Origin of the sequence: Escherichia coli DSM 30083 = JCM 1649 = ATCC 11775 (assembly GCF_003697165.2) — a bacterium.
Classification (GTDB): domain Bacteria; phylum Pseudomonadota; class Gammaproteobacteria; order Enterobacterales; family Enterobacteriaceae; genus Escherichia; species Escherichia coli.
Genome location: NZ_CP033092.2, coordinates 1,616,003 through 1,641,290, shown reverse-complemented (window position 1 = coordinate 1,641,290; position 25,288 = coordinate 1,616,003). Strand labels below are relative to the sequence as shown.

The following is a 25,288-nucleotide window of genomic DNA, read 5'->3' as shown; positions in this document are numbered from 1 at the left end:
CATTTTATTTTCTTTCGTCTGTTTTAAGATGCGAAACATGAAATTCAACGGAGGAAAAATAAATGGGAATGATTGGCTATTTTGCAGAAATTGACTCAGAAAAGATTAACCAACTGCTTGAGTCTACTAAAAAACCTTTGATGGATAATATACATGACACGCTTTCAGGATTACGCCGACTGGATATTGATAAACGCTGGGATTTTTTACACTTTGGGCTGACAGGCACCTCTGCTTTTGATCCCGCGAAGAATGACCCGCTGAGTCGCGCCGTGCTTGGTGAACACAGCCTAGAAGATGGCATAGATGGCTTCCTGGGATTGACCTGGAATCAGGAGTTAGCCGCGACAATCGACCGACTGGAATCACTGGATCGAAGTGAGCTGCGTAAACAGTTTTCCATTAAGCGACTCAATGAAATGGAGATTTATCCGGGAGTAACCTTTTCAGAAGAGTTAGAGGGGCAACTCTTTGCTTCGATCATGCTTGATATGGAAAAGCTGATTAGCGCGTATCGACGTATGCTGCGACAAGGGAATCATGCGCTGACGGTTATTGTTGGGTGATGGTGTCAGGGCACCAAAAAAAACCGCCGAACATGTCGGCGGCTTTCTGACTTACAAACTGACTGTTTACATCAGCGGCATTGCTAACCGCACAATGCTAATCAGCGGTTGTGGCCATACACCCAGCACCAGTACCAACAGTGCAGAGATCAGCACCACGATACCGCCTGCGCTGTACTGCCAGTTTGATGGTGCATCGCGACCCGGTTGTTCCGGAGCGTGCAGGTATAAGCTCACCGCCACGCGCAGGTAGTAGTAAAGGCCGATTGCCGAACCAACAACCACGGCACCCACCAGCCACCACAAGTGTGCCTGGACACCGACCGCCAGCACGTAGAACTTACCGATAAAGCCCAGCGTCATTGGGATACCAGCCAGTGAAAGCATCATCACCGTCATCACTGCCGCGAGGATCGGACGATGCCAGAACAGACCGCGGTAAGAGAACAGGGAATCAGCATCCGGGCCACGATACGGGCTGGACATCAGGCTGACCACGCCGAACGCGCCGAGGCTGCTGAACAGATAACCGACCAGGTAAACCCCTACCGCTTCCATCGACATCTCGCCGGTTTGCAGCGCAATCAGCGCCACCAGCAGATAGCCGAGGTGAGAGATAGATGAGTAACCGAGCAGACGTTTGATATTGGTCTGGCTCAGCGCCATCAGGTTACCGAAGATGATGGAGGCAAAGGCGATAATCGCCAGCACTACGCGAATCGCTTCACTGTCACCCACCGGTGCGTAAAGGAACAAACGCATCACCACGCCGAAGATAGCGATTTTGCTCGCCGTCGCCAGGAAAGTGGAAACCGGCGCAGGCGCGCCCTGGTATACGTCTGGCGTCCACAGGTGGAACGGCACCAGAGAGAGTTTGAAACCGAGGCCAACAATCATCAGGCCAAAACCTGCCAGCAACAGCGGCTCGTTGAGCATACCGTCGCCGAGGTTTTTACCCAGTGCGACAAACGACAGGTCGCCAGACTGCGCATACACCAGCGCCATACCGAACAGCAGGAAAGAAGACGCTGCGGCAGAAAGGATGGTGTATTTGATACTGGCTTCCAGCGAACGTTTCTGGCGGAAAGCGTAACCGACCAGGCCAAACAGCGGCAAAGAGATCAGTTCGATACCGAGGAACAGAGACGCCAGATGGTTGGCATTCGCCAGCAGGATCCCGCCCAGCGCGGCAATTAACACCAACAGGTAGAACTCGTCCTTGTTGTCGTTATAGCCTTCAAGCCACGGGTAGGCGAAAGTACAGGTGGCGAGGCTCGCCAACAATACCAGCCCGGTGTAAAGCATGGCGAAACCATCAACGCGCATCAGCGGCGTAACGTCCATAGCGCCCGCCTGGCCGACAAACCAGAGCGAAACCAGCGCCGCGTTAAGCCCAATAACCGAGAGCGTAGCGTTGAGGAAATGATTGCGTCGCCACGCAATGGAGAGCATCACAACCACCACCGTCAAGCCGACGATCAGCAACGGTAGCAGTGCGATCAGGTTTTGTGGAGTTATTGTCATGGCGATTTACGGCCTTGTAGTAGTAACGGAATTAACAAACCACTGCTGGATATTGCCAATCGCGGAGTGCGAGGTATCCAGAATCGGCTGCGGATAGAAGCCCAGCAGTACCAGCAGCACCACCAGCAACAGGATCATAAACAGCTCACGCAGCGACATCCCTGGCAGTTCCTGGCTGGCAATCTGGCTTTTCGCTTTGCCGAAGTAAGCGCGATGCAGCATCGCCAGCGAATAAACAGATGCAAAGACCAGCCCAAAGGTAGAGATAACGGTAATCACCGGGACAACCTGGAAGCTGCCGAACAGAATCATAAATTCGCCGACGAAGTTACCGGTGCCAGGCATCCCAAGCGTTGCCACCGCAAAGAACAGCGACAGTGCTGGCAGCCATTTCATTTTGCTCCACAGACCGCCCATCATGCGCATGTCGCGGGTATGGATACGTTCATAAAGCTGACCACAAAGAATAAACAGACCCGCCGCCGACAAGCCGTGCGCAATCATCTGGATTACCGCGCCCTGGTAGGCCAACTGGCTGCCGGTGTAGATAGCAATCAGCACGAAGCCCATGTGGGAAACCGAGGTGTAGGCGATCAGACGTTTGATATCGGTCTGGGCGAAGGCCATCCACGCACCATAGAAGATGCCGATAACACCCAGCCACATGGCGATTGGCGCAAACTCTGCCGACGCGTTCGGGAACAGCGGCAAGGAGAAACGCAACAGACCGTAAGCGGCGGTTTTCAGCAAGATCCCCGCGAGGTCAACGGAACCGGCGGTCGGTGCCTGGGAGTGCGCATCCGGTAACCAGCCATGCAGCGGAACCACCGGCATTTTCACTGCGAAGGCGATGAAGAAGCCCAGCATCAACAGGTATTCCACGCCGTTAGACATCGGCGTATTCAGCAGCTCTTCATAGTTGAAGGTCCAGACGCCGGTCGCATTGTAGTGAACGAAAACCAGCGCCAGGATGGCGATCAACATCACCAGACCACTCGCCTGGGTGTAAATGAAGAACTTGGTTGCCGCCGTGATACGCGTTTTACCGTCAGAGGCTTTATGCCCCCACAGTGCGATCAGGAAGTACATCGGCACCAGCATCATTTCCCAGAAGAAGAAGAACAGGAACATGTCGATGGCAAGGAACACGCCGATAACGCCGCCCAGGATCCACATCAGGTTGAGGTGGAAGAAGCCCTGATATTTTTCGATCTCTTTCCACGAACAGAGTACCGCCAGCACACCGAGCAGACCGGTCAGCACGACCATCAGCAACGACAGACCGTCAATGGCGAGATGAATAGAGATACCAAAACGCGGGATCCACGGCATGTCGAATTCAGACTGCCACTGCGGAATTCCGGCGGATTGCGTCAGTGAATAACCGCCCTGCAACCACAGTTGCAGCGACAGCGCCAGCGTCAATCCCATGGTTACCAGCGCGATCCAGCGCGGCACCTTGACGCCAAAGCGTTCGGTCTGCCAGCACAGGAAGCCGCCGATAAAGGGAATTAATATTAGCCAGGGTAGTAACATGGCGATCTTTATTCCTTGTAAAAGTCCCGTCAGGACCGGATTTTCAACGAATTCTCACGACAGAAAATTCTCTTCGGACTGGGGGTAGTGTCGGATGCGCCGCGAAGACGGCTTATCCGACCTACGTTCTTATATGCCCAGGGGCAATCCCACAATCCTTAACTCAACGCAGTACCATCAACAGTGCCAGCACCACGACCGCACCGATGCTCATGGATGCCACATACCAGCGCAGATAACCGTTCTCGCTTAACAGCAGACCTTTACCTGCAAAGCGGGAAAGGACAGCCGGGATGTTCATCATTGAGTTCAGCGGATCGCGTTTCAGCAACCAGGCAATACCCAGGAACGGCTTGACGAACACTTTGTCGTACAGCCAGTCAAAGCCCCAGGCGTTGTACCACCAGGTACCCAGCAGACGGCCCGGCGCACTGTTGGCGATGGAGGTCACCAGAGTACGTTTACCCAGCCATAGCCAGGCAGCCAGCAGAATGCCGACCACCGCGACCACGCCAGAGGTAATTTCCAGGGTCAACATGCTGCCGTGCGCCAGCTCCGTCGTTTGCGGAAGCACGCCCTGCAGCGGCGGTACAATCAGTGCGCCAACGAAGGTGGAAAGGATCAGCAGCACAATCAGCGGCAGGCTGTGAGTTACCCCTTTCACGGCGTGAGCGTGAATTTGTTCTTTTCCGTGGAAGACGATGAAAATCATACGGAAGGTGTAAAGCGAGGTCATAAATGCACCGACCAGACCTGCCACCATCAGATTGATATGTCCATTCGCCATCGCACCCGCGAGGATCTCATCCTTACTGAAGAAGCCCGCAGTGACCAGCGGCAGTGCCGACAGTGCTGCGCCGCCCACCAGGAAGCAGAGATAAACCAGCGGAATAGATTTACGCAGACCACCCATCTTAAAGATGTTCTGTTCGTGATGGCAGGCCAGAATGACGGAACCGGATGCCAGGAACAGCAGTGCTTTAAAGAACGCGTGGGTCATCAAGTGGAAAATCGCCGCATCCCATGCCTGCACGCCAAGCGCGAGGAACATGTAGCCAATCTGGCTCATGGTAGAGTAAGCGAGAACACGTTTGATGTCGGTCTGTACCAGCGCCGCAAAACCGGCCAGCAGCAGCGTAACCGCCCCAACAATGCCCACCAGATGCAGAACTTCCGGCGTCATCAGGAACAGACCGTGGGTACGGGCGATCAGGTAGACACCCGCGGTTACCATTGTTGCGGCGTGGATCAGCGCGGAGACAGGCGTCGGGCCCGCCATCGCGTCGGCAAGCCATGTCTGCAACGGCAACTGAGCAGATTTACCGACCGCACCGCCCAGCAGCATCAGCGTCGCCCACATCAGCATGTTATTGCCGTCAGCAAAGTGCGCTGGTGCCAGTTCCACCATTTCGCGGAAGTTCAGGGTGCCCAGTTCGTTGTAAAGAATGAACAGCGCGAAAGCGAGGAAGACGTCACCCACACGGGTCACGACGAACGCTTTCATTGCCGCTGCGCCATTCTTCGGATCGGTGTAATAGAAACCGATCAGCAGATAGGAGCACAGGCCCACGCCTTCCCAGCCGAGGTACATCAGCAGCAGGTTGTCGGCAAGCACCAGAACTACCATGCTGGCGATGAACAGGTTGGTGTAAGCGAAGAAGCGAGAGTAGCCCTCTTCACCGCGCATATACCAGGAGGCGTACATGTGAATAAGGAAACCCACACCAGTGACCACCGAGAGCATGGTCAGCGACAGGCCGTCCAGCACCAGGTTAAAACCGATGTTAAAGTCGCCTACCGACATCCACGTCCACAGCGGCTGGCTGTATGCCTGCTCACCGTTAGCGAAGAAGTCAACGCCGATAAAGGCAGTTACCAGCGCCGCCAGGCCCACAGAGCCAACGCCGACGATCGCCGAGACGTTTTCAGACCAGCGCCCACGGGAGAACGCCAGCAGGACGAAGCCAATCAATGGCAAAATAATGGTTAAGGCAAGCATGTTCATCCGCGCATCTCACTTACTGAATCGATGTTCAGGTTCTGGCGACGACGGTGAAGTTGCAGCAGCAGCGCAAGGCCGATACTCGCTTCCGCCGCCGCGAGGCTGATGGCGAGAATGTACATCACCTGACCGTCGGTCTGGCCCCAGTAGCTTCCGGCGACCACAAAGGCCAGCGCAGAGGCGTTAATCATGATTTCCAGACCAATCAGCATAAACAGCAGATTGCGACGGATAACCAGACCGGTTAAGCCAAGAACGAATAAGATTGCCGCGAGGATCAGTCCATGTTGTAAGGGGATCATGCGTGCTCCTCCGTTTTTCTTTTCGCGCTGTCGTCTTTACGATTGCTCAGCACTTCACCCGCACGCTCTTCACGACCGACGTGGAAGGCCACAACCAGACCCGCGAGCAGCAGCATAGAAGCCAGTTCCACCGCCAGTACGTAAGGCCCGAACAGCGTAATACCCACTGCTTTAGCACTGATTGGCGTACCGTCGATACCTTGATCGTTAACACCGAGAATGGCGTAAACAATCACCACCAGCATGATGGCTGACAAAATCGCCGGACCAATCCACACCTGCGGTTTCAGCCACTGGCGTTCCTGTTCGATTTCTGAACCGCCCAGGTTGAGCATCATCACCACGAACACGAACAGCACCATAATGGCACCCGCATAGACGATAATTTCCAGCGCACCGGCGAAGTAAGCGCCCAGTGAGAAGAACACCCCAGAGATCGCCAGCAGCGAAATAATCAGGTACAGCAGCGCGTGTACCGGATTGGTATGGGTGATCACTCGCAAGGTCGCAAGTATGGCTATCAGGCCACAGATATAAAAAGCGAACTCCATTGCCCCTCTCCTTACGGTAACAGGCTCTTGACGTCGATAGGCTTGGCTTCGTTCTCTGCTTCGCCCTTATCTTTGCCGTCGATTGCCATACCTGCCATCCGGTAGAAGTTATATTCCGGGTATTTGCCCGGACCGGAGATCAGCAGATCCTCTTTCTCGTAAACCAGATCCTGGCGCTTGTATTCCCCCATTTCGAAATCCGGGGTTAACTGAATCGCCGTGGTCGGACAGGCTTCTTCGCACAGACCACAGAAAATGCAGCGTGAGAAGTTGATGCGGAAAAATTCCGGATACCAGCGACCGTCTTTGGTTTCTGCTTTTTGCAGCGAGATACAGCCGACCGGGCAGGCTACCGCGCAGAGGTTACAGGCTACGCAACGCTCTTCGCCGTCCGGATCGCGGGTCAGAACGATACGACCACGATAACGGGGCGGCAGATAGACCGGCTCTTCCGGGTACATTCGCGTTTCGCGTTTGGCGAACGCGTGCAGGCCGATCATCCAGATACTACGAACCTGGGTGCCGAAACCTACTAACAATTCTTTTAAGGTCATGGTCTTATTGCCCCTTATTGCGCCTGCCAGAGAATGACAGCCGCCGTTACCAGCAAGTTGATCAGCGTCAGCGGCAGGCAGATTTTCCAGCCGAAGGACATTACCTGGTCATAACGCGGACGCGGTAACGACGCACGAATCAAAATGAACATCATCATAAAGAACGCGGTTTTCAGCGCGAACCAGATGAATGGCGGTAACAACGGGCCTTGCCAGCCACCGAAGAACAGCGTCACCATCAGTGCAGAGATGGTCACAATCCCGATGTATTCGCCCACGAAGAACAGACCGAACTTCATACCGGAATATTCAATGTGGTAACCATCCGCCAGTTCCTGCTCGGCTTCCGGCTGGTCAAACGGGTGACGGTGACACACCGCCACGCCCGCGATGGCAAAGGTAATAAAACCAAAGAATTGCGGGATGACGTTCCACACATGCGCCTGGCTATTGACGATGTCGGTCATGTTGAATGAACCGGCCTGCGCCACCACGCCCATCAGGGAAAGCCCGAGGAACACTTCGTAGCTCAGGGTCTGCGCAGAAGCACGCATCGCCCCCAGCAGCGAATATTTGTTGTTACTTGACCAGCCCGCAAACAGCACCGCGTAAACCGCCAGACCTGCCATCATCAGGAAGAACAAAATCCCGATGTTCAGGTCGGCAACCACCCAACCCGGACTGACTGGCACAATTGCAAAGGCCAGCAGCAGCGAGGTAAAGGCAATCATCGGTGCCAGGGTAAAGATGACACGATCCGAGAATTTCGGGATCCAGTCTTCTTTAAAGAACATTTTGATCATGTCCGCAACCAGCTGGAGCGAACCGCCCCAGCCAACACGGTTAGGTCCATAACGGTTCTGGAACAGACCCAGCAGGCGACGTTCGCCAAAGCTCATGAATGCCCCACAGGTGACTACCACCAGCAGGATCACCACCGCTTTAAGGACGGTCAGCAGGATCTCAATCAGTTCCGGTGATATCCAACTCATTGTTGTGCCTCCTTGAGATCCTCAAGATGCGCGCCAGCCAGCACCGGAGCAATGCCGGACATACCCATCGGCAAGCCCACCTGCCCTGCTGTCAGCCCTTCGGCGATTTCAACCGGCAGCGTGACCGTGTTGCCATCGTAACTAAAGGAGACGCGTGTACCAGCGTTCACACCCAACTTCGCGGCATCCGCTGGGTTGAGTTTGATGTACGGCTGCGGCATACGGCTCTGGAAGACCGGAGCACGCTGTGACAATTCATCGCTGCCAAACAGGTGGTAGTACGGCGCGATACGCCATTTCCCGTCCTGCGGCTGGAAGCGTGCCGGTACGCTGGTGAAGTAATCCAGGCCGTTTTCGCTGGTTTCAAACAGACGCACGCCCGGATCGCCAAAACGCAGTTTGCCGCCCACTTCGTCCTGGAATTTGTTCCACGCCTGCGGGGAGTTCCAGCCTGGCGCCCAGGCAAACGGCACTTGCGAACGGTGCGCGGTCGGCTGGTTGTTACCTTCCATCGAGAAGGTGAACATGGTGTCAATATCCTGCGGCTGACGCGGCTCATGAACGCTGATATTGGCGCGCATGGCGGTACGACCGCTATAGCGATGCGGTTCACGGGCCAGTTTCTGCCCACGAATACGGAATGTCGCATCCGGCGCAGCATCTTTGATACCTGCCAGTTCCGGGATTTTCGCCACAACAGCGTCAATCACGTGGTCGAGCTGCGTCCAGTCCACTTCACGGCTCAGCAAGGTGCTGTGCAGCGAGTGTAACCAACGCCAGCTTTCCAGCATGACAGTTTTGCTGTCGTAATAAGCCGGATCGTAAACCTGGAAGAAACGTTGGGCACGGCCTTCGTTGTTAATCACCGTACCGTCGCTTTCAGCAAAGCTGGCAGCAGAAAGTACCAGATGGGCGTTTTCCATAATCGCTGTGCGTTGATGGTCAACCACCATCACCAGCGGCGCTTTAGCCAGCGCAGCATTCACGCGGGTAGCGGAAGCGTGACGATGCAGATCGTTTTCCAGCACCACCACCGCGTCGGCGCGTCCGGTTTCCAGTTCGGTTAACGCTTCTTCAAGCGATCCACCGCCCATAATGCCCAGCCCCATGCTGTTGACGGAACGGGCAATCATGGTGATACCGACGTCAGCGCCGCGACCTTTCAGGGCTTTCGCCACGTTAGCCGCAGCCTGAATCACTTCAGCGCTACCGGCGTTCGTCCCGGAGATAATCAACGGTTTCTTCGCACCTGCCAGTGCCTGCACGATGACGTCGATTTTGCTTTGCAGCTCAGGTTCAATACCGTCAACCGCTGGCGCGGAGTTATCCAGCGCATGGGCGATGGCAAAACCTAAACGCGCCTGATCTTCAACCGGTGCGCGGTAAGTCCACGCCGCGATATCATCCAGACGGGTGTCATCAACGTTGGTAACAAACAGCGGATGCTTCGCACGTTGGCCGATGTTGAGGATTGCCGCAATCTGCCAGTCAGCCACTTTCTGTGCTGCCGCCATTTCGCGCGCTTTACCTTTCACCGCCTGACGAACTGCCAGCGCGACGCGCGCGCCGGTCTGGGTAACGTCTTCGCCCAGCACCAGTACCGCATCGTAAGATTCGATTTCGCGCAGAGCCGGAGTATAAATGCCGCCTTCACGCAGCACTTTCAGCGCCAGTTGCAGACGTTCCTGCTCACCGTGAGCGATACCGGTGTAGAAGTTTTCTTCGCCCACCAGCTCACGCAGCGCAAAGTTGCTTTCCACGCTGGCGCGCGGAGAACCAATGCCGATCACTTTCTTCGACTGACGCAGAATATCTGCTGCGCCCTGCATTGCCTGTTCGGCGTTGAGGGTAATGAAATCATCGCCCCGACGCTGTACTGGCTGACGCGGACGATCTTTCAGGTTGACGTAGCCGTAACCGAAACGACCACGGTCGCAGAGGAAGTAGTGGTTTACCGTACCGTTGTAACGGTTTTCGATACGACGCAGTTCGCCATAACGCTCGCCGGGGCTGATGTTACAGCCGATGGAACATTGCTGGCAGATGCTCGGCGCAAACTGCATATCCCATTTACGGTTGTAACGCTCGGAGTGCGTTTTGTCGGTAAATACGCCGGTCGGGCAAATTTCGACCAGGTTACCGGAAAATTCGCTTTCCAGCGTGCCGTCTTCCGGGCGACCGAAGTAGACGTTGTCGTGCGCACCGTAAACGCCCAGGTCCGTACCGTCAGCGTAATCTTTGTAGTAACGCACACAGCGGTAGCAGGCGATGCAGCGGTTCATTTCGTGAGAGATGAACGGCCCTAAATCCTGATTACGGTGGGTACGTTTGGTGAAACGGTAGCGACGGAAGCTGTGTCCGGTCATCACAGTCATATCCTGAAGATGGCAGTTACCGCCCTCTTCACATACCGGACAGTCGTGCGGGTGGTTGGTCATTAACCACTCGACCACACTTTCACGGAACTGTTTCGCTTCTTCGTCGTCAATGGAAATAAAGGTGCCATCGGAAGCCGGTGTCATACAGGACATCACCAGGCGACCACGCGTGTCTTCCGCGTTTTGGTATTGCTTCACCGCACACTGGCGGCAAGCACCGACGCTTCCCAGCGCCGGATGCCAGCAAAAGTAAGGAATATCAAGGCCCAGAGACAGACAAGCTTCCAGCAGGTTGTCCGCTCCGTTGACCTCGTATTCTTTGCCGTCTACATGAATTGTAGCCATTAGCATGCTTCCAGTTTTCTCAGTCAGAGACTGAGCGTTAATCGAAATTCGGTTACCAGCGCTCTTTCAGCAGGTTCGGCTGAATCCCATTAATCAAATGGGTATTGCTGAACGGCTGTTTGATTCCCGCCTCAAATTCTTCGCGGAAATATTTGATGGCGCTCTGTAACGGCTCCACTGCACCAGGTGCGTGGGCACAGAAAGTTTTACCCGGGCCTAAGAATCGACACAGTTGCTCAAGTGTTTCGATATCGCCCGGCTGGCCTTCGCCACGCTCCAGCGCACGTAGAATTTTCACGCTCCACGGCAGACCGTCGCGACATGGCGTACACCAGCCGCAGGACTCACGGGCGAAAAACTCTTCCAGGTTACGCACCAGCGACACCATGTTGATCTCGTGGTCAACCGCCATCGCCAGCGCCGTACCCAGACGGCTTCCCGCTTTACCGATACTTTCGAATTCCATCGGCAGGTCAAGGTGCGCTTCGGTCAGGAAGTCAGTCCCCGCGCCGCCTGGCTGCCAGGCTTTGAATTTCAGACCGTCACGCATACCACCGGCGTAGTCTTCGAGGATCTCGCGTGCGGTGGTGCCGAACGGCAGTTCCCACAGACCCGGATTTTTCACCCGACCAGAGAAGCCCATCAGCTTGGTGCCAGCATCTTTACTTTTCGAGATGTTCTGATACCACTCCACGCCGTTAGCGAGGATCGCCGGAACGTTACACAGGGTTTCGACGTTGTTAACGCAGGTTGGTTTACCCCATGCACCGGAGGTTGCCGGGAAGGGCGGTTTCGAGCGTGGGTTAGCGCGACGCCCTTCCAGGGAGTTGATTAACGCTGTTTCTTCACCGCAGATGTAGCGCCCTGCCCCGGTATGGACGAACAGTTCGAAATCAAAACCTGTTCCCATAATGTTTTTGCCAAGCAGACCCGCTTCGGTGGCTTCGGCAATGGCACGGCGTAGATTCACTGCCGCTTCGATATATTCGCCGCGCAGGAAGATATAGCCACGGTAAGCTTTCAGCGCAAACGCGGAGATGAGCATGCCTTCCACCAGCAGGTGCGGCAGTTGCTCCATCAGCAGACGGTCTTTATAGGTGCCCGGCTCCATTTCATCGGCGTTACACAGTAGGTAACGGATATTCATGGATTCGTCTTTCGGCATCAGGCTCCACTTCAGGCCAGTCGAGAAGCCTGCGCCACCGCGCCCTTTCAGACCAGAGTCTTTTACCTGATTAACGATTTCGTCCGGAGACAACCCGGTCAGCGCCTTACGCGCGCCTTCGTAACCGTTTTTGCTGCGATATTCGTCCAGCCACACTGGCTGTTTGTCATCGCGCAGACGCCAGGTCAGCGGATGCGTTTCGGGAGTACGGATAATGTTTTTCATTTATACCGCTCCAGCAGTTCAGGGATCGCTTCCGGGGTCAGATGCGCGTGAGTGTCCTCATCGATCATCATGTTTGGCCCTTTATCACAGTTCCCCAGGCAGCAAGTTGGCAGCAGCGTGAAGCGACCGTCAAATGTCGTTTGCCCTGGTTTGATGTTCAGTTTTTTCTCCAGCGCCGCCTGAATACCCTGGTAACCGTTGATGTGACAGACCACGCTGTCGCAATAACGGATCACATGGCGGCCTACTGGCTGACGGAAGATCTGGCTATAAAACGTTGCCACGCCTTCGACGTCGCTCGCCGGAATACCCAGCACATCGGCGATCGCGTGGATCGCGCCATCCGGCACCCAGCCACGCTGCTTCTGAACGATTTTCAGCGCTTCAATGGACGCCGCACGCGGGTCTTCGTAGTGGTGCATCTCGTGCTCAATCGCTTCACGCTCTGCCGCACTCAGCTCAAAAGCCTCGGTTTGTGGTTGTTGATTCTCGTGCATAATTAGCGGTCCACATCTGACATAACAAAATCGATACTGCCCAGATAAACAATCAGGTCAGACACCAGGCTGCCGCGGATCGCCGCCGGAATTTGCTGCAAATGCGCATAACTCGGCGTACGGATACGGGTGCGATAACTCATGGTGCTGCCGTCGCTGGTCAGGTAGTAACTGTTGATCCCCTTGGTCGCCTCAACCATCTGGAAGGATTCATTGGCAGGCATCACCGGACCCCACGACACTTGCAGGAAGTGGGTGATCAGGGTTTCGATATGTTGCAGCGTGCGCTCTTTCGGCGGCGGCGTGGTCAGCGGGTGATCCGCTTTGAACGGGCCTTCCGGCATGTTGTTGAGGCACTGCTCAAGAATACGCAGACTCTGGCGCAACTCTTCTACTTTCAGCATTACGCGGGTGTAGCAGTCAGAAACACCACCGCCCACCGGAATTTCGAAGTCGAAGTTTTCATAGCCAGAATAAGGACGCGCCTTACGCACGTCGAAGTCGATCCCGGTGGCACGCAGGCCCGCGCCGGTGGTGCCCCACTCCAGCGCCTCTTTCGCGCCGTAAGCGGCAACGCCCTGGGAACGACCTTTCAGAATGGTGTTTTGCAGCGCCGCTTTCTCGTAAGACGCCAGACGTTTCGGCATCCAGTCGAGGAACTCACGCAGCAGGCGATCCCAGCCGCGCGGCAGGTCGTGCGCTACGCCGCCAATACGGAACCACGCCGGGTGCATACGAAAACCAGTGATTGCTTCCACCAGATCGTAAATTTTCTGACGATCGGTAAAGGCGAAGAACACTGGCGTCATCGCGCCGACGTCCTGAATAAAGGTGGAGATATACAGCAGGTGACTGTTGATGCGGAACAGTTCGGAGAGCATTACGCGAATGACGTTAACGCGATCCGGCACGGTGATCCCAGCCAGTTTCTCTACCGCCAGCACATAAGGCATTTCGTTAACGCAGCCGCCGAGGTATTCGATACGGTCGGTATACGGAATGTAGCTGTGCCAGGACTGGCGTTCGCCCATTTTCTCCGCACCACGGTGGTGGTAACCGATGTCTGGTACGCAGTCGACAATCTCTTCGCCATCAAGCTGCAAAACGATACGGAAAGCACCGTGCGCAGACGGGTGGTTCGGACCGAGGTTGAGGAACATGAAGTCCTCATTTTCGGTGCCGCGCTTCATCCCCCACTCTTCCGGTTTGAAGGTCAGGGCTTCCATCTCCAGATCCTGTTTGGCTTTGGTCAGCTCAAACGGCGAGAATTCGGTAGCGCGCGCCGGGTAATCTTTACGCAGCGGGTGACCTTTCCAGGTTTGCGGCATCATGATGCGGCGCAGGTTCGGGTGACCGTCGAATGTAATGCCAAATAGATCCCAGGTTTCACGCTCATACCAGTTAGCGTTCGGGAATAATTTGGTAAAGGTCGGTACGTGCAGGTCGTTTTCTGCCAGCGCCACCTTCAGCATGATGTCGCGGTTACGATCGATAGAAATCAGATGGTAGAAAACGGAAAAATCCGCGGCAGGTAACCCTTCGCGGTGTGTGCGCAGACGTTCGTCCATGCCGTGTAAGTCAAACAGCATGACGTAAGGTTTCGGCAGTTTCTTTAAGAAATCGCCCACTTCCAGTAATTGTTCACGCTTGATCCACACAACGGGAACCCCGGTGCGAGTCGCCTGAACAGTAAAGGCATCCGGCCCAAAACGGTTGCGCAGTTCGCCAATCACCGGATCATCAAGATGATCGCGGGTCTGCCAGGCGGGTTCTTGCGCGGTTAAGTCGGTCATATTGTTCACCATTGCAAATGGTCCGTGGTGACTGTCGGCGCAGTAAGCTTCGCGAAATAGATTTAGGAATAAGCGAAGAAAATTCCCTTTGCCGACAGGCGCAAATTAAATCTCGTCAGGTGTACGCAGGTTGGTAACGGCAATGCGTTCACCGCGCTTGCGTTCGCGCTCTGATTGCATATTGGCGCGATAAACGCCCTGATCGCCAACCACCCAGGAGAGCGGACGACGTTCTTTACCGATAGATTCCTGCAACAGCATCAGTGCCTGCATGTACGCTTCAGGACGCGGCGGACAGCCCGGGATATACACATCAACCGGGATGAATTTATCAACGCCCTGCACAACGGAATAAATATCGTACATACCGCCGGAGTTGGCACAGGCACCCATTGAGATAACCCATTTTGGTTCCAGCATCTGGTCATACAAACGCTGAATAACCGGTGCCATTTTGGTAAAGCAGGTTCCTGCAACCACCATCAGGTCAGCCTGACGCGGCGAAGCACGCAATACTTCAGCGCCAAAACGCGCCACGTCATGCACCGCGGTAAACGAAGTCACCATCTCAACGTAACAGCAGGAAAGACCGAAGTTATACGGCCAAATTGAGTTTTTACGACCCCAGTTAACCATGTCATTGAGCTTGCCCATAAACACGTTTTTGTTAACTTCTTGCTCCAGAGGGTCGGTTACGATCTCCTGCTTTTGCAGGGGGTAACGGTCATTCTCACCGTTGGGATCTATGCGGGTGAGCGTATAATCCATCTTAATGCCTCGCGGTTAGCGTTGACGATTAGCGATACTGTTCGTTTCCGGGTTCATACGCTCGCGGCGTGAACGCGCGGGCGTCCAGTCCAGCGCGCCAATACGCACCAGATAAACCAGACCTGCCAGTAACACAAAAATAAAAATTGCAGCTTCCACAAAGCCTACCCAGCCGCTTTCGCGGATAGAGGTTGACCATGCGAACAGATACAGCGCTTCAACGTCGAAGATAACGAAGAACATGGCCACCAGATAAAACTTGGCGGACAGGCGTAAGCGGGCGGAGCCGACCGAGTCGATACCGGATTCAAACGGAACGTTTTTTGACCTCGCGCGTGCGCGACCGCCTAAAAACCAACCGCCTACCAGCATCAGGCAACACAGGCCAATGGCAACGATAAGAAAGATAGCGAATGCCCAGTGATGAGCGATGACTTCAGTGGATGTTGACATACTCATTGCTTACTCATCAAAAGTAGCGCCTGATTCTCTGCTCTTTACGGCAGATGGACGCCACATCGATTCATGGGGAGGAATAAAAAAACCTTACAATAACTGCAGAAACTATTTTATACAGCTAATTGATGTGGTCTTTTACTCCTTTCTATAACCTTTTGTCAACTTTAACAAAGGTTTCTTCACACTGATTTACACAATGACAACAACATTTGCATTTGGCGCCCTTTCTCCCCAGATCATTGACGACTCCAGGAAAATTAGATGTTGTTGAATCGTGTCCGTTGTGAAGCAATGGAAAAAATACGGGTCTATTTTGACAGGAATTTGTGTCGATTCCTCCCCCCAAAAGAGAGTATTTTCTTGATCTGTGACACGCTTTTGTCATTCTATAACAAAAATGCAGCAACAAATTCACGTATTTTTTAACATTATTGTAGCAGGAGATTTTTTTCAGGTGATTATTTGTGCGTACGGGGCGTGAATCTCTGGTGATTGAAAAATGAACAGTTTTGTGCGTTCTGCACGATACGAGGAAAGCTTTTTACTAAAAAAAAGCCGCTGGGGTTTAAAATAAACCCAGCGGTTCGTTTTTACACTATTGTCTCAGGAATTATCTATCGTCCGTCGATTACTCGATATCCCTTTCAATCAACAATGAGTCATCTCCTTCCGGAGCAGACATTGGGCTGTATTGCCACGGATTATGGTAGCTCTCCATCGCCTGATAGATCACCTGGGCCAGCTCATTATTACTGGACGGGTCATAGCACAGCAAATATTCGGTATCAGGTAGCGGCGGTAAGCCATCTACTCCACTCAGCACACGCAGGTCCGGACTCATCATCTCGACCGGCCTTGCCGTCACGCCAAGACCGGCTTTCACTGCCGCACGAACGGCCGGAAGCGTCGAGGCGACATAAGCCAGTCGCCAGGGAATATCTGCTTTATTAAGCGTCGCCAGCACCATATCGCGAAACGGACTTGGATCATCCAGCAACACAAGAGGGATCGGCTCACCTTTTTGCAATACGTATTCCGCTGCGCAGTACCAGTGTGTTGGCGAGGTACGCAGGTTCAATGCCTTAAAGGTAGAAGGACGATGGGTGGTTACCATCAAATCCACTTCCTGGGATTCCAGCATTTCTGCCATGTAGGCATTACGTTTAACGCGGACATCCAGCGCTAGTTTCGGATAAACCGAACTCACGCGATTTAACAGGAAAGGTAAGATCGTATCGGCAGATTCATCTGAAGCACCGATAGTTAACACGCCCTGAAGATTACTGAACATTAATGATGAGCAGGCCTCATCATTAAAACGCAGGATTTTCCTGGCGTAACCAAGAAGTTGAATGCCATGTTCAGTTAACAGTTTGTTGCGACCGTGACGAGCGAACAGTTCTTTCCCAACGAGTTGTTCCAGACGCTGCATTTGCTGACTTACGGCGGACTGAGTACGACACACAGCGGCAGCTGCGGCAGCAAAAGTGTTCAGATCGGCAACAGCAACAAATGTTCTCAGCAGATCGAGGTCGAGGTTAATTATCGGACGATTTGCACTTATCATATATTATCACTTACTGGCGGCTCATACTGAGCTGGTTAATGCTGTGCACACACAAACAAGCAATTCCATTTGTAATGTGCCTCCCTGGCAGTTTCATCCGGAACCCGGACGAAAGTAAAAATGCATATGAGTTGCACTAAAAAAGTGACTCACATTGTTCCGTTATAATGCCTGAAGTAGATCACAGAATATATCTTCAGGGATCGCATATCTATTAAGTTACTCACTCTTTTCTATTTATGACATGCGCGTGTTTGTATAAATGTAAATGTGAGTCCTTGTTCCACTCTCGTACAGCATCGCTGGTCATACGCGAACACGTACAAACAGCAATGGTGAGGCGGCATCAAGAGCAGGGATCCGTCATTTATGCAAGCATTTTACCCCAAAAACCTTTTATTTATAAGGGTCATTGCGAATTATCTGATGCAAAGTTATGTTATGTTAGGCAAAGTAATCTTCTATTATTAATAAGCACAACAAAACCTTTTTGAATATTAAATAATAATTAATTAGCATCATCCCCATTCATTAATTCCGCTTAACAATAGTTTCACGCCTTGCCCCCATTGTGACACCTCGGAAATCATCACGCTGTTAAACTCTCCGTAATGCGGAAATATCATCATCGCGATTCAGTAGTGAATTCTTAAACGAGGCATTTTCACACAATCATCTTACAGATAAAAAAACCACACTTACAATTAAGAATCAGAACAATTCACTACATAACATTACTTATTAAGCATATGCACCTCATTATTTTGCCATTATTAAGTTATTAACAGCACAATCGAGCCTTCCCCTCTGGCAAAATCTTATTCTGCAGACCTTCAAAACACCGTCCTGGGGGAGTACATTGTTCTAAGCTGACTTCCACGGCAGGGAGTGGCGATAACAGCAAAAAAGGTCAAGATTCATGTCCCCCATTGAAAAATCCAGCAAATTAGAGAATGTCTGTTATGACATCCGTGGTCCGGTGCTGAAAGAAGCAAAACGCCTGGAAGAAGAAGGTAACAAGGTACTGAAACTGAACATCGGCAACCCTGCCCCGTTCGGTTTTGACGCGCCAGATGAAATTCTCGTTGACGTGATACGCAACCTGCCTACCGCTCAAGGGTATTGCGATTCCAAAGGTCTTTACTCCGCGCGTAAAGCCATCATGCAGCACTACCAGGCTCGTGGCATGCGTGATGTTACCGTGGAAGATATTTACATCGGCAATGGTGTATCGGAGCTTATCGTTCAGGCAATGCAGGCATTGCTGAACAGCGGGGACGAAATGTTGGTTCCTGCACCTGATTACCCACTATGGACCGCAGCGGTTTCGCTCTCCAGCGGTAAAGCGGTGCATTATCTTTGCGATGAATCCTCTGACTGGTTCCCAGACCTCGATGATATTCGCGCTAAAATTACGCCTCGTACGCGTGGGATCGTTATTATCAACCCAAATAACCCAACCGGCGCGGTATATTCCAAAGAGCTTTTAATGGAGATTGTGGAGATTGCACGTCAGCATAATCTCATTATCTTCGCCGATGAAATTTATGACAAAATTCTCTACGACGACGCTGAGCATCACTCCATTGCGCCGCTGGCACCTGACCTGCTGACCATTACCTTTAACGGACTGTCGAAAACGTACCGCGTTGCAGGCTTCCGTCAGGGGTGGATGGTGTTGAACGGGCCGAAAAAACACGCCAAAGGTTACATCGAAGGTCTGGAAATGCTGGCTTCAATGCGCCTGTGTGCTAACGTTCCTGCGCAACACGCCATTCAGACCGCACTGGGTGGTTATCAGAGCATCAGTGAATTTATTACCCCTGGCGGTCGTCTTTATGAGCAGCGTAACCGCGCGTGGGAATTGATCAACGATATTCCGGGCGTTTCCTGCGTGAAACCTCGTGGTGCGCTGTATATGTTCCCGAAAATCGACGCCAAACGCTTTAACATTCACGACGATCAGAAAATGGTGCTGGATTTCCTGTTGCAGGAAAAAGTCCTGTTGGTGCAAGGGACGGCATTCAACTGGCCGTGGCCGGATCACTTCCGCATTGTCACGCTACCGCGTGTCGATGATATCGAGCTGTCTTTGAGCAAGTTCGCGCGTTTCCTTTCTGGTTATCATCAGCTGTAATCTTAATTTCACTGCCGGAGATTGCATCCGGCAGTGTTATCCCGCCACAATGACCTGATGATGTCATCATACGTAAGGTCACTATGAAACAGAGCCATTTTTTTGCCCATCTCTCCCGCCTGAAACTCATTAACCGCTGGCCGCTAATGCGCAACGTGCGGACGGAAAATGTGTCCGAACACAGTTTGCAGGTAGCGATGGTCGCCCATGCGCTGGCAGCTATCAAAAATCGTAAATTTGGCGGTAATGTCAACGCCGAACGTATCGCTTTACTGGCGATGTACCACGATGCTTCAGAAGTGCTCACCGGAGATCTCCCTACTCCGGTGAAATACTTCAATTCGCAAATCGCTCAGGAATACAAGGCTATTGAAAAAATCGCTCAGCAAAAACTGGTCGATATGGTTCCGGAAGAGCTGCAGGATATCTTTGCGCCGTTAATTGACGAGCATGCATATAGCGATGAAGAAAAATCGCTGGTGAAACAGGCAGATGCACTGTGTGCATATCTGAAATGCCTGGAAGAACTTGCGGCCGGAAATAATGAATTCTTGCTGGCAAAAACGCGACTGGAAGCGACGCTTGAAGCGCGCCGCAGCCAGGAGATGGACTACTTCATGGAAGTATTTGTTCCCAGCTTCCATCTTTCGCTCGATGAGATTAGCCAGGATTCACCGCTGTAAGCAGTCGGAGTCTGCGTCGCATCAGGCAATAAGCGCCGGATGCGACATCAGGCTCTTGTCAAAACGGAAACAGCATCGGGATCATCACCACACAAACCGCCATCACGATAATGGTGAACGGTACCCCCAACTTCACAAAGTCACTGAAGCTGTAATTTCCCGGACCTAAAACCAGTGTGTTAACCGGTGAAGAAACCGGCGTCATAAAGGCGGCGGATGCTGCCATCGCCACGACCATCGCAAATGGATAAGGCGACACACCCATCGTTTTGGCAGCAGCCAGCGCAATCGGAGCCATCAACACCGCCGTCGCGGTATTAGAGATAAATAGCCCAATAACCGCTGACAAGACAAACAAACAACCCAGCATCATATGTGGCCCGTAACCGCCGCCAATGTCCATCAGCCCTTTCACCGCCAGCGCGACACCTCCCGTTTTCTGTAATGCCACAGCAAATGGCATCATCCCAACGATCAAAATAATGCTCGGCCAGTGAATGGATTTATAGGCGCTTTCAGCATCTATACAGCGGAATTTCCCCATCAGCAGGCAGGCGATAATAGCGGCAACAGGATTAGGAATTTCATCGGTCAGCATTAACGCCACCATTAGCACCAGACAGAAAATCGCATGGGGTGCCTGGCTGTGCGCGGGCGATGCTTCACTCACCTCTTCCGGTAAGTTCAGCGCTACGAAGTCGCGGCCCTGTTTGGCCAGCATACCGATCAGTTTCCAGTTACCCACAACCAGGATGATATCGCCCAGCTGCAGAGGCTCATCCGCCAGCGAACCTTCCAGCGCCACGCCATTGCGCTTTAGCCCCACTACATTCAATCCGTAGCGGGTACGAAAACCAATTTCGCGCACCGATTTACCAATAAGTTCTGACTCAGGAATTAATGAAATCTCTGCCATGCCCACATCAAGGGCCTGGTCAGAAAAATACTCGCCGCGCAGTACCATCGGCTCCAGCAATTGCTCACTACAAAATTGCCGGAGATCGACATCAGCCGCAGACATATCAATAAGCAAAACGTCACGCGCGCGAAATTCAGAAACCCCATTAACGTTCACGATAACGCGACGAAAACGCCGCCAGCGTTCAACACCGATGACGTTAGCACCATAACGTTCACGTAATTTGAGATCGTCCAGCCGTTGACCAATCATTGGCGATCCGGGGCGAATAGCCAGACGTCGCGCACGCCCGGTCAGTCGATATTCACGGATAAGATCGCGAAAGGTTCGGCGCGTCCAGCCTTCGCGCTGCGGGGTCTGGGTATCCCCTTTCAGCATGAAACGCATCACTAACATATACAAAATACCCAGCACCAGCACGACCAGGCCAATAGGTGTTACGCTAAAGAAACTAAAACCATGATAGCCTTCACGCAGCAATTCACTGTTGACTACCAGGTTCGGCGGCGTCGCCACCAGCGTCATCATGCCGCTTATCAGCCCGGCAAAACTTAACGGCATCATCAGGCGCGACGGCGACGTTTGCATACGCATGGCAACGCTTAACACCACGGGAATAAAGATAGCGACAACGCCGGTTGAACTCATAAACGCGCCAAGCCCCGCGACGGTCAGCATCAACAAAACCAACATTTTGATTTCACTGTTGCCCGCCACTTTGACCAGCCATGTCCCCATTACAGTGGCAACACCGGTACGGACCAAACCATCGCCAATAATAAACAAGGCGGCAATCAGGACAACGTTAGGATCGGAAAAGCCGGAAAATACTTCGGGGACCGTCAGCGTTCCGCTTAATGCAAACGCGACAATAACAAACAAAGCGACCGCATCCATACGCACTCTGCCCGTCGCAAACAAGACGATGGCAACGGCCAGTAATGAAAGAACCCAAATCAATTCACCGTTCACAACTTATCCTTGTTAATTGAGGGGGATAACTTGATTCTGCCATAAAAAAGCCCCGACGAGACGGGGCTAAATCATGATCAGGTGTTTCACTGAATAATAACATCGCCATTTGGCTGTTTGGTCACAGTAATTTGCTCCAGACTGTGGAGGACTAAATCGACTTCATTCAGGCGCGGGGTATCTGCCGGGGCATTAACCGCAATAACATGGCAACCCGCCGCCAGACCTGAAAGCACGCCAGCGGGAGCATCTTCCACCACAACACACTCCTGCGGCGCAAGCCCCAGCAGCTGCGCGCCTAACAGATACGCATCAGGTTCTGGTTTTCCGCGCTTCACCCGCTCAGCGGTTACAAACACCTCTGGCGCGGGAAGCCCCGCTATTTTATGACGCGCTCGCGCTACCGGCATGGAGCCAGAAGTCACAATAGCCCACGGAATACCTGCTTTATTCAAATGATTGAGTAAGGCGATTGCCCCCGGAAGCGCGGTAATACCTTCGGTTTCCGTGGCCTCGATGTGCTCCAGACGCGTAAACTCGGCGGCAATGTCTGCCTCGGATTTGCCCGCCATAAAATGGCGCAGAGAGGTGATCGCCTGTTTACCGTGAATGAAAGCCAGCACCTCTTCCGGCGATAACCCATGACGTCTGGCCCAGTTGCTCCACGCCCGTTCTACCGCAGGCAGGGAATCCACCAGCGTTCCATCAAGATCAAACAGAAAACCTTTGCACCGCACGCGGGCCTCCTCAGGCGTTAATAATTTGATTAATTTCGTTGGCGCTCAAATGGTACTGACGCGGGCAGGCATGCCACACATTAAGCATGCGCTGATATTTTTCCCACATTGGCGTTTGGGCGTTAAAACCGTGAGTTCCAGCGTCAAAATGGGTATAGCGCCCTTCCACATTAACCATAAAGCGGACATAACCGAGGTAACGTGCTTCAGTGGCGGCGTCAAAGCCGAGGAAGGTGACACGACGTTCATCGATGGATTGCTGGTCCTGCAAATTAGACCAGGAAACATGCAACGCATGATACATCTCCATAATGTCGATGATAGTGCGGCAGGTTTCTTCTTTCAGCTCGCCAAACTCGCGATCCAGTTCACGCATCTGTAATCCATAACCACGCTCAATGATTGTTTGCAGGCGACGGTAACGTTCAGCATTTGCCGGATCGAGCATAGTCATCATCTTGTACTGGTTAGACAAAATAAGACGTTGCGCGTTGGTCATTTCCATTATTGACTCCTGTATCACTCTACTACGGTGAAAAAAAAGAAGGCTGAGTATGCCTTCTTTTATATGCGTAATCAGGGGTCAATTACAAATCATCAAGGAAAGTTTTATCCAGTTGTTTGAAGGCACGCTTAAGCGTGTCAGCTAATGCCTGGTAATCAGGCTTGCCTTCAACGGGTGCCAACACCTGTCCAGACTCCTGCAATTTACCGCGAACGTCATAAAACCAGTTGAGGATTGCAGGAGGTAATGGCGTTACAGAACGCTTGCCCAGCCACCACAATCCCTGCATGGGTAAACTTAAGGCGAACAGCGCAGTGGCAACTGCCGGCCCAAGCTGACCGCCCAGGGCAATCTGCCAGCAGAGAGTAAATACGGCGATCGGCGGCATAAAACGGATCGCATAACACGTCATCTTGATAACGCGATTTTCGACAAAGACTGGGGCAAGGCGTTTTTCCAGCGGCCACGTCTTTGAGTAATGCTGTCCCCGGCGAAACAAGCTAAAAAAATTAACAGAACGATTATCCGGCGTTGACATGCTTCACCTCAACTTCACATATAAAGATTCAAAAATTTGTGCAAATTCACAACTCAGCGGGACAACGTTCAAAACATTTTGTCTTCCATACCCACTATCAGGTATCCTTTAGCAGCCTGAAGGCCTAAGTAGTACATATTCATTGAGTCGTCAAATTCATATACATTATGCCATTGGCTGAAAATTACGCAAAATGGCATAGACTCAAGATATTTCTTCCATCATGCAAAAAAAATTTGCAGTGCATGATGTTAATCATAAATGTCGGTGTCATCATGCGCTACGCTCTATGGCTCCCTGACGTTTTTTTAGCCACGTATCAATTATAGGTACTTCCATGTCGAGTAAGTTAGTACTGGTTCTGAACTGCGGTAGTTCTTCACTGAAATTTGCCATCATCGATGCAGTAAATGGTGAAGAGTACCTTTCTGGTTTAGCCGAATGTTTCCACCTGCCCGAAGCACGTATCAAATGGAAAATGGACGGCAATAAACAGGAAGCGGCTTTAGGTGCAGGCGCCGCTCACAGCGAAGCGCTCAACTTTATCGTTAATACTATTCTGGCACAAAAACCAGAACTGTCTGCGCAGCTGACTGCTATCGGTCACCGTATCGTACACGGCGGCGAAAAGTATACCAGCTCCGTAGTGATCGATGAGTCTGTTATTCAGGGTATCAAAGATGCAGCTTCTTTTGCACCGCTGCACAACCCGGCTCACCTGATCGGTATCGAAGAAGCTCTGAAATCTTTCCCACAGCTGAAAGACAAAAACGTTGCTGTATTTGACACCGCGTTCCACCAGACTATGCCGGAAGAGTCTTACCTCTACGCCCTGCCGTACAACCTGTACAAAGAGCACGGCATCCGTCGTTACGGCGCGCACGGCACCAGCCACTTCTATGTAACCCAGGAAGCGGCAAAAATGCTGAACAAACCGGTAGAAGAACTGAACATCATCACCTGCCACCTGGGCAACGGTGGTTCCGTTTCTGCTATCCGCAACGGTAAATGCGTTGACACCTCTATGGGCCTGACCCCGCTGGAAGGTCTGGTCATGGGTACCCGTTCTGGTGATATCGATCCGGCGATCATCTTCCACCTGCACGACACCCTGGGCATGAGCGTTGACGCAATCAACAAACTGCTGACCAAAGAGTCTGGCCTGCTGGGTCTGACCGAAGTGACCAGCGACTGCCGCTATGTTGAAGACAACTACGCGACGAAAGAAGACGCGAAGCGCGCAATGGACGTTTACTGCCACCGCCTGGCCAAATACATCGGTGCCTACACTGCGCTGATGGATGGTCGTCTGGACGCTGTTGTATTCACCGGTGGTATCGGTGAAAATGCCGCGATGGTTCGTGAACTGTCTCTGGGCAAACTGGGCGTGCTGGGCTTTGAAGTTGATCATGAACGCAACCTGGCTGCACGTTTCGGCAAATCTGGTTTCATCAACAAAGAAGGTACCCGTCCTGCGGTGGTTATCCCAACCAACGAAGAACTGGTTATCGCGCAAGACGCGAGCCGCCTGACTGCCTGATTTCACACCGCCAGCTCAGCTGGCGGTGCTGTT

Annotated in this window: 22 protein-coding genes; 4 read left to right on the top strand and 18 right to left on the bottom strand. The window is 52.6% G+C overall.

Annotation, left to right across the window (positions count from 1 at the left end):
• The first annotated feature begins 62 nt into the window (after positions 1-62).
• A complete protein-coding gene (yfbM, locus tag EAS44_RS08940; protein ID WP_000525373.1) occupies positions 63-566 on the top strand; it encodes a YfbM family protein in 504 nt (167 codons plus the stop codon).
• 66 nt (positions 567-632) lie between these two features.
• Here the strand turns inward: yfbM and nuoN are convergent, their stop codons facing one another.
• The 14 genes from nuoN to lrhA form a co-directional block, all read right to left on the bottom strand.
• On the bottom strand, positions 633-2,090 hold the full coding sequence (gene nuoN / locus EAS44_RS08935; RefSeq protein ID WP_000156712.1) for an NADH-quinone oxidoreductase subunit NuoN: 1,458 nt from the start codon (positions 2,088-2,090) through the stop codon (positions 633-635).
• Between the two features lie 6 nt (positions 2,091-2,096).
• Complete coding sequence (gene nuoM, locus EAS44_RS08930; RefSeq protein WP_000926460.1) at positions 2,097-3,626, bottom strand: NADH-quinone oxidoreductase subunit M; 1,530 nt, start codon at positions 3,624-3,626, stop codon at positions 2,097-2,099.
• Positions 3,627-3,789: 163 nt separating this feature from the next.
• Positions 3,790-5,631: an NADH-quinone oxidoreductase subunit L gene (nuoL, locus tag EAS44_RS08925; protein WP_001056618.1), complete on the bottom strand. Its 1,842-nt coding sequence runs from the start codon at positions 5,629-5,631 to the stop codon at positions 3,790-3,792.
• On the bottom strand, positions 5,628-5,930 hold the full coding sequence (gene nuoK / locus EAS44_RS08920) for an NADH-quinone oxidoreductase subunit NuoK (protein WP_000612644.1): 303 nt from the start codon (positions 5,928-5,930) through the stop codon (positions 5,628-5,630). The genes nuoL and nuoK overlap by 4 nt, the downstream gene beginning before the upstream one ends.
• On the bottom strand, positions 5,927-6,481 hold the full coding sequence (gene nuoJ, locus EAS44_RS08915; protein WP_000393511.1) for an NADH-quinone oxidoreductase subunit J: 555 nt from the start codon (positions 6,479-6,481) through the stop codon (positions 5,927-5,929). The genes nuoK and nuoJ overlap by 4 nt, the downstream gene beginning before the upstream one ends.
• Positions 6,482-6,492: 11 nt before the next feature.
• Positions 6,493-7,035 carry an NADH-quinone oxidoreductase subunit NuoI gene (gene nuoI, locus EAS44_RS08910; RefSeq protein WP_000172749.1) on the bottom strand — a complete coding sequence of 181 codons (543 nt, stop codon included), beginning with the start codon at positions 7,033-7,035 and terminating at the stop codon, positions 6,493-6,495.
• A 14-nt stretch (positions 7,036-7,049) separates the two neighbouring features.
• Positions 7,050-8,027, bottom strand: coding sequence for an NADH-quinone oxidoreductase subunit NuoH (gene nuoH, locus EAS44_RS08905; RefSeq protein WP_000118512.1), 978 nt, complete (start codon positions 8,025-8,027; stop codon positions 7,050-7,052).
• Positions 8,024-10,750 (bottom strand): NADH-quinone oxidoreductase subunit NuoG, encoded by a 2,727-nt coding sequence (nuoG, locus tag EAS44_RS08900; RefSeq protein ID WP_001296257.1) that lies wholly within the window; start codon positions 10,748-10,750, stop codon positions 8,024-8,026. Before nuoG ends, nuoH begins: the two co-directional genes overlap by 4 nt.
• A gap of 52 nt (positions 10,751-10,802) precedes the next feature.
• Complete coding sequence (gene nuoF / locus EAS44_RS08895; RefSeq protein ID WP_000789507.1) at positions 10,803-12,140, bottom strand: NADH-quinone oxidoreductase subunit NuoF; 1,338 nt, start codon at positions 12,138-12,140, stop codon at positions 10,803-10,805.
• Positions 12,137-12,637 (bottom strand): NADH-quinone oxidoreductase subunit NuoE, encoded by a 501-nt coding sequence (nuoE, locus tag EAS44_RS08890; protein ID WP_000545042.1) that lies wholly within the window; start codon positions 12,635-12,637, stop codon positions 12,137-12,139. Before nuoE ends, nuoF begins: the two co-directional genes overlap by 4 nt.
• Positions 12,638-12,639: 2 nt before the next feature.
• Complete coding sequence (gene nuoC, locus EAS44_RS08885) at positions 12,640-14,442, bottom strand: NADH-quinone oxidoreductase subunit C/D (protein WP_000247881.1); 1,803 nt, start codon at positions 14,440-14,442, stop codon at positions 12,640-12,642.
• A 93-nt stretch (positions 14,443-14,535) separates the two neighbouring features.
• Positions 14,536-15,198 carry an NADH-quinone oxidoreductase subunit NuoB gene (gene nuoB, locus EAS44_RS08880; protein ID WP_000386733.1) on the bottom strand — a complete coding sequence of 221 codons (663 nt, stop codon included), beginning with the start codon at positions 15,196-15,198 and terminating at the stop codon, positions 14,536-14,538.
• Positions 15,199-15,213: 15 nt separating this feature from the next.
• Positions 15,214-15,657: an NADH-quinone oxidoreductase subunit NuoA gene (gene nuoA, locus EAS44_RS08875; protein ID WP_000062997.1), complete on the bottom strand. Its 444-nt coding sequence runs from the start codon at positions 15,655-15,657 to the stop codon at positions 15,214-15,216.
• Positions 15,658-16,285: 628 nt separating this feature from the next.
• Positions 16,286-17,224: a transcriptional regulator LrhA gene (gene lrhA / locus EAS44_RS08870; protein WP_000622290.1), complete on the bottom strand. Its 939-nt coding sequence runs from the start codon at positions 17,222-17,224 to the stop codon at positions 16,286-16,288.
• A 919-nt stretch (positions 17,225-18,143) separates the two neighbouring features.
• Between lrhA and alaA the strand changes: the two genes are divergently transcribed.
• Positions 18,144-19,361 (top strand): alanine transaminase AlaA, encoded by a 1,218-nt coding sequence (gene alaA / locus EAS44_RS08865; protein ID WP_000074527.1) that lies wholly within the window; start codon positions 18,144-18,146, stop codon positions 19,359-19,361.
• An 83-nt stretch (positions 19,362-19,444) separates the two neighbouring features.
• A complete protein-coding gene (gene yfbR / locus EAS44_RS08860; RefSeq protein ID WP_000813854.1) occupies positions 19,445-20,044 on the top strand; it encodes a 5'-deoxynucleotidase in 600 nt (199 codons plus the stop codon).
• A gap of 58 nt (positions 20,045-20,102) precedes the next feature.
• On the opposite strand, the gene yfbS is transcribed toward yfbR, so the two are convergent.
• The 4 genes from yfbS to yfbV all read right to left on the bottom strand — a co-directional run bounded on the left by yfbS (position 20,103) and on the right by yfbV (position 23,715).
• Positions 20,103-21,935 (bottom strand): SLC13 family permease, encoded by a 1,833-nt coding sequence (gene yfbS, locus EAS44_RS08855; RefSeq protein WP_001012905.1) that lies wholly within the window; start codon positions 21,933-21,935, stop codon positions 20,103-20,105.
• Positions 21,936-22,021: 86 nt separating this feature from the next.
• On the bottom strand, positions 22,022-22,672 hold the full coding sequence (gene hxpA / locus EAS44_RS08850) for a hexitol phosphatase HxpA (RefSeq protein WP_001203415.1): 651 nt from the start codon (positions 22,670-22,672) through the stop codon (positions 22,022-22,024).
• A 10-nt stretch (positions 22,673-22,682) separates the two neighbouring features.
• Positions 22,683-23,177 (bottom strand): YfbU family protein, encoded by a 495-nt coding sequence (gene yfbU / locus EAS44_RS08845; protein ID WP_000426124.1) that lies wholly within the window; start codon positions 23,175-23,177, stop codon positions 22,683-22,685.
• 82 nt (positions 23,178-23,259) lie between these two features.
• Complete coding sequence (gene yfbV, locus EAS44_RS08840; RefSeq protein ID WP_000106620.1) at positions 23,260-23,715, bottom strand: terminus macrodomain insulation protein YfbV; 456 nt, start codon at positions 23,713-23,715, stop codon at positions 23,260-23,262.
• Positions 23,716-24,052: 337 nt separating this feature from the next.
• On the opposite strand from yfbV, the gene ackA reads away from it, so the two are divergent.
• Positions 24,053-25,255 carry an acetate kinase gene (gene ackA, locus EAS44_RS08835; protein WP_000095707.1) on the top strand — a complete coding sequence of 401 codons (1,203 nt, stop codon included), beginning with the start codon at positions 24,053-24,055 and terminating at the stop codon, positions 25,253-25,255.
• Positions 25,256-25,288: the final 33 nt, after the last annotated feature.

What these genes read in the sequence shown, in the direction of transcription:
- yfbM (WP_000525373.1), top strand. Translation starts at nt 63, where the DNA reads ATGGGAATGATTGGCTATTTTGCAGAAATTGACTCAGAAAAGATTAAC.
- nuoN (WP_000156712.1), bottom strand. Translation starts at nt 2,090, where the DNA reads ATGACAATAACTCCACAAAACCTGATCGCACTGCTACCGTTGCTGATC.
- nuoM (WP_000926460.1), bottom strand. Translation starts at nt 3,626, where the DNA reads ATGTTACTACCCTGGCTAATATTAATTCCCTTTATCGGCGGCTTCCTG.
- nuoL (WP_001056618.1), bottom strand. Translation starts at nt 5,631, where the DNA reads ATGAACATGCTTGCCTTAACCATTATTTTGCCATTGATTGGCTTCGTC.
- nuoK (WP_000612644.1), bottom strand. Translation starts at nt 5,930, where the DNA reads ATGATCCCCTTACAACATGGACTGATCCTCGCGGCAATCTTATTCGTT.
- nuoJ (WP_000393511.1), bottom strand. Translation starts at nt 6,481, where the DNA reads ATGGAGTTCGCTTTTTATATCTGTGGCCTGATAGCCATACTTGCGACC.
- nuoI (WP_000172749.1), bottom strand. Translation starts at nt 7,035, where the DNA reads ATGACCTTAAAAGAATTGTTAGTAGGTTTCGGCACCCAGGTTCGTAGT.
- nuoH (WP_000118512.1), bottom strand. Translation starts at nt 8,027, where the DNA reads ATGAGTTGGATATCACCGGAACTGATTGAGATCCTGCTGACCGTCCTT.
- nuoG (WP_001296257.1), bottom strand. Translation starts at nt 10,750, where the DNA reads ATGGCTACAATTCATGTAGACGGCAAAGAATACGAGGTCAACGGAGCG.
- nuoF (WP_000789507.1), bottom strand. Translation starts at nt 12,140, where the DNA reads ATGAAAAACATTATCCGTACTCCCGAAACGCATCCGCTGACCTGGCGT.
- nuoE (WP_000545042.1), bottom strand. Translation starts at nt 12,637, where the DNA reads ATGCACGAGAATCAACAACCACAAACCGAGGCTTTTGAGCTGAGTGCG.
- nuoC (WP_000247881.1), bottom strand. Translation starts at nt 14,442, where the DNA reads ATGGTGAACAATATGACCGACTTAACCGCGCAAGAACCCGCCTGGCAG.
- nuoB (WP_000386733.1), bottom strand. Translation starts at nt 15,198, where the DNA reads ATGGATTATACGCTCACCCGCATAGATCCCAACGGTGAGAATGACCGT.
- nuoA (WP_000062997.1), bottom strand. Translation starts at nt 15,657, where the DNA reads ATGAGTATGTCAACATCCACTGAAGTCATCGCTCATCACTGGGCATTC.
- lrhA (WP_000622290.1), bottom strand. Translation starts at nt 17,224, where the DNA reads ATGATAAGTGCAAATCGTCCGATAATTAACCTCGACCTCGATCTGCTG.
- alaA (WP_000074527.1), top strand. Translation starts at nt 18,144, where the DNA reads ATGTCCCCCATTGAAAAATCCAGCAAATTAGAGAATGTCTGTTATGAC.
- yfbR (WP_000813854.1), top strand. Translation starts at nt 19,445, where the DNA reads ATGAAACAGAGCCATTTTTTTGCCCATCTCTCCCGCCTGAAACTCATT.
- yfbU (WP_000426124.1), bottom strand. Translation starts at nt 23,177, where the DNA reads ATGGAAATGACCAACGCGCAACGTCTTATTTTGTCTAACCAGTACAAG.
- yfbV (WP_000106620.1), bottom strand. Translation starts at nt 23,715, where the DNA reads ATGTCAACGCCGGATAATCGTTCTGTTAATTTTTTTAGCTTGTTTCGC.
- ackA (WP_000095707.1), top strand. Translation starts at nt 24,053, where the DNA reads ATGTCGAGTAAGTTAGTACTGGTTCTGAACTGCGGTAGTTCTTCACTG.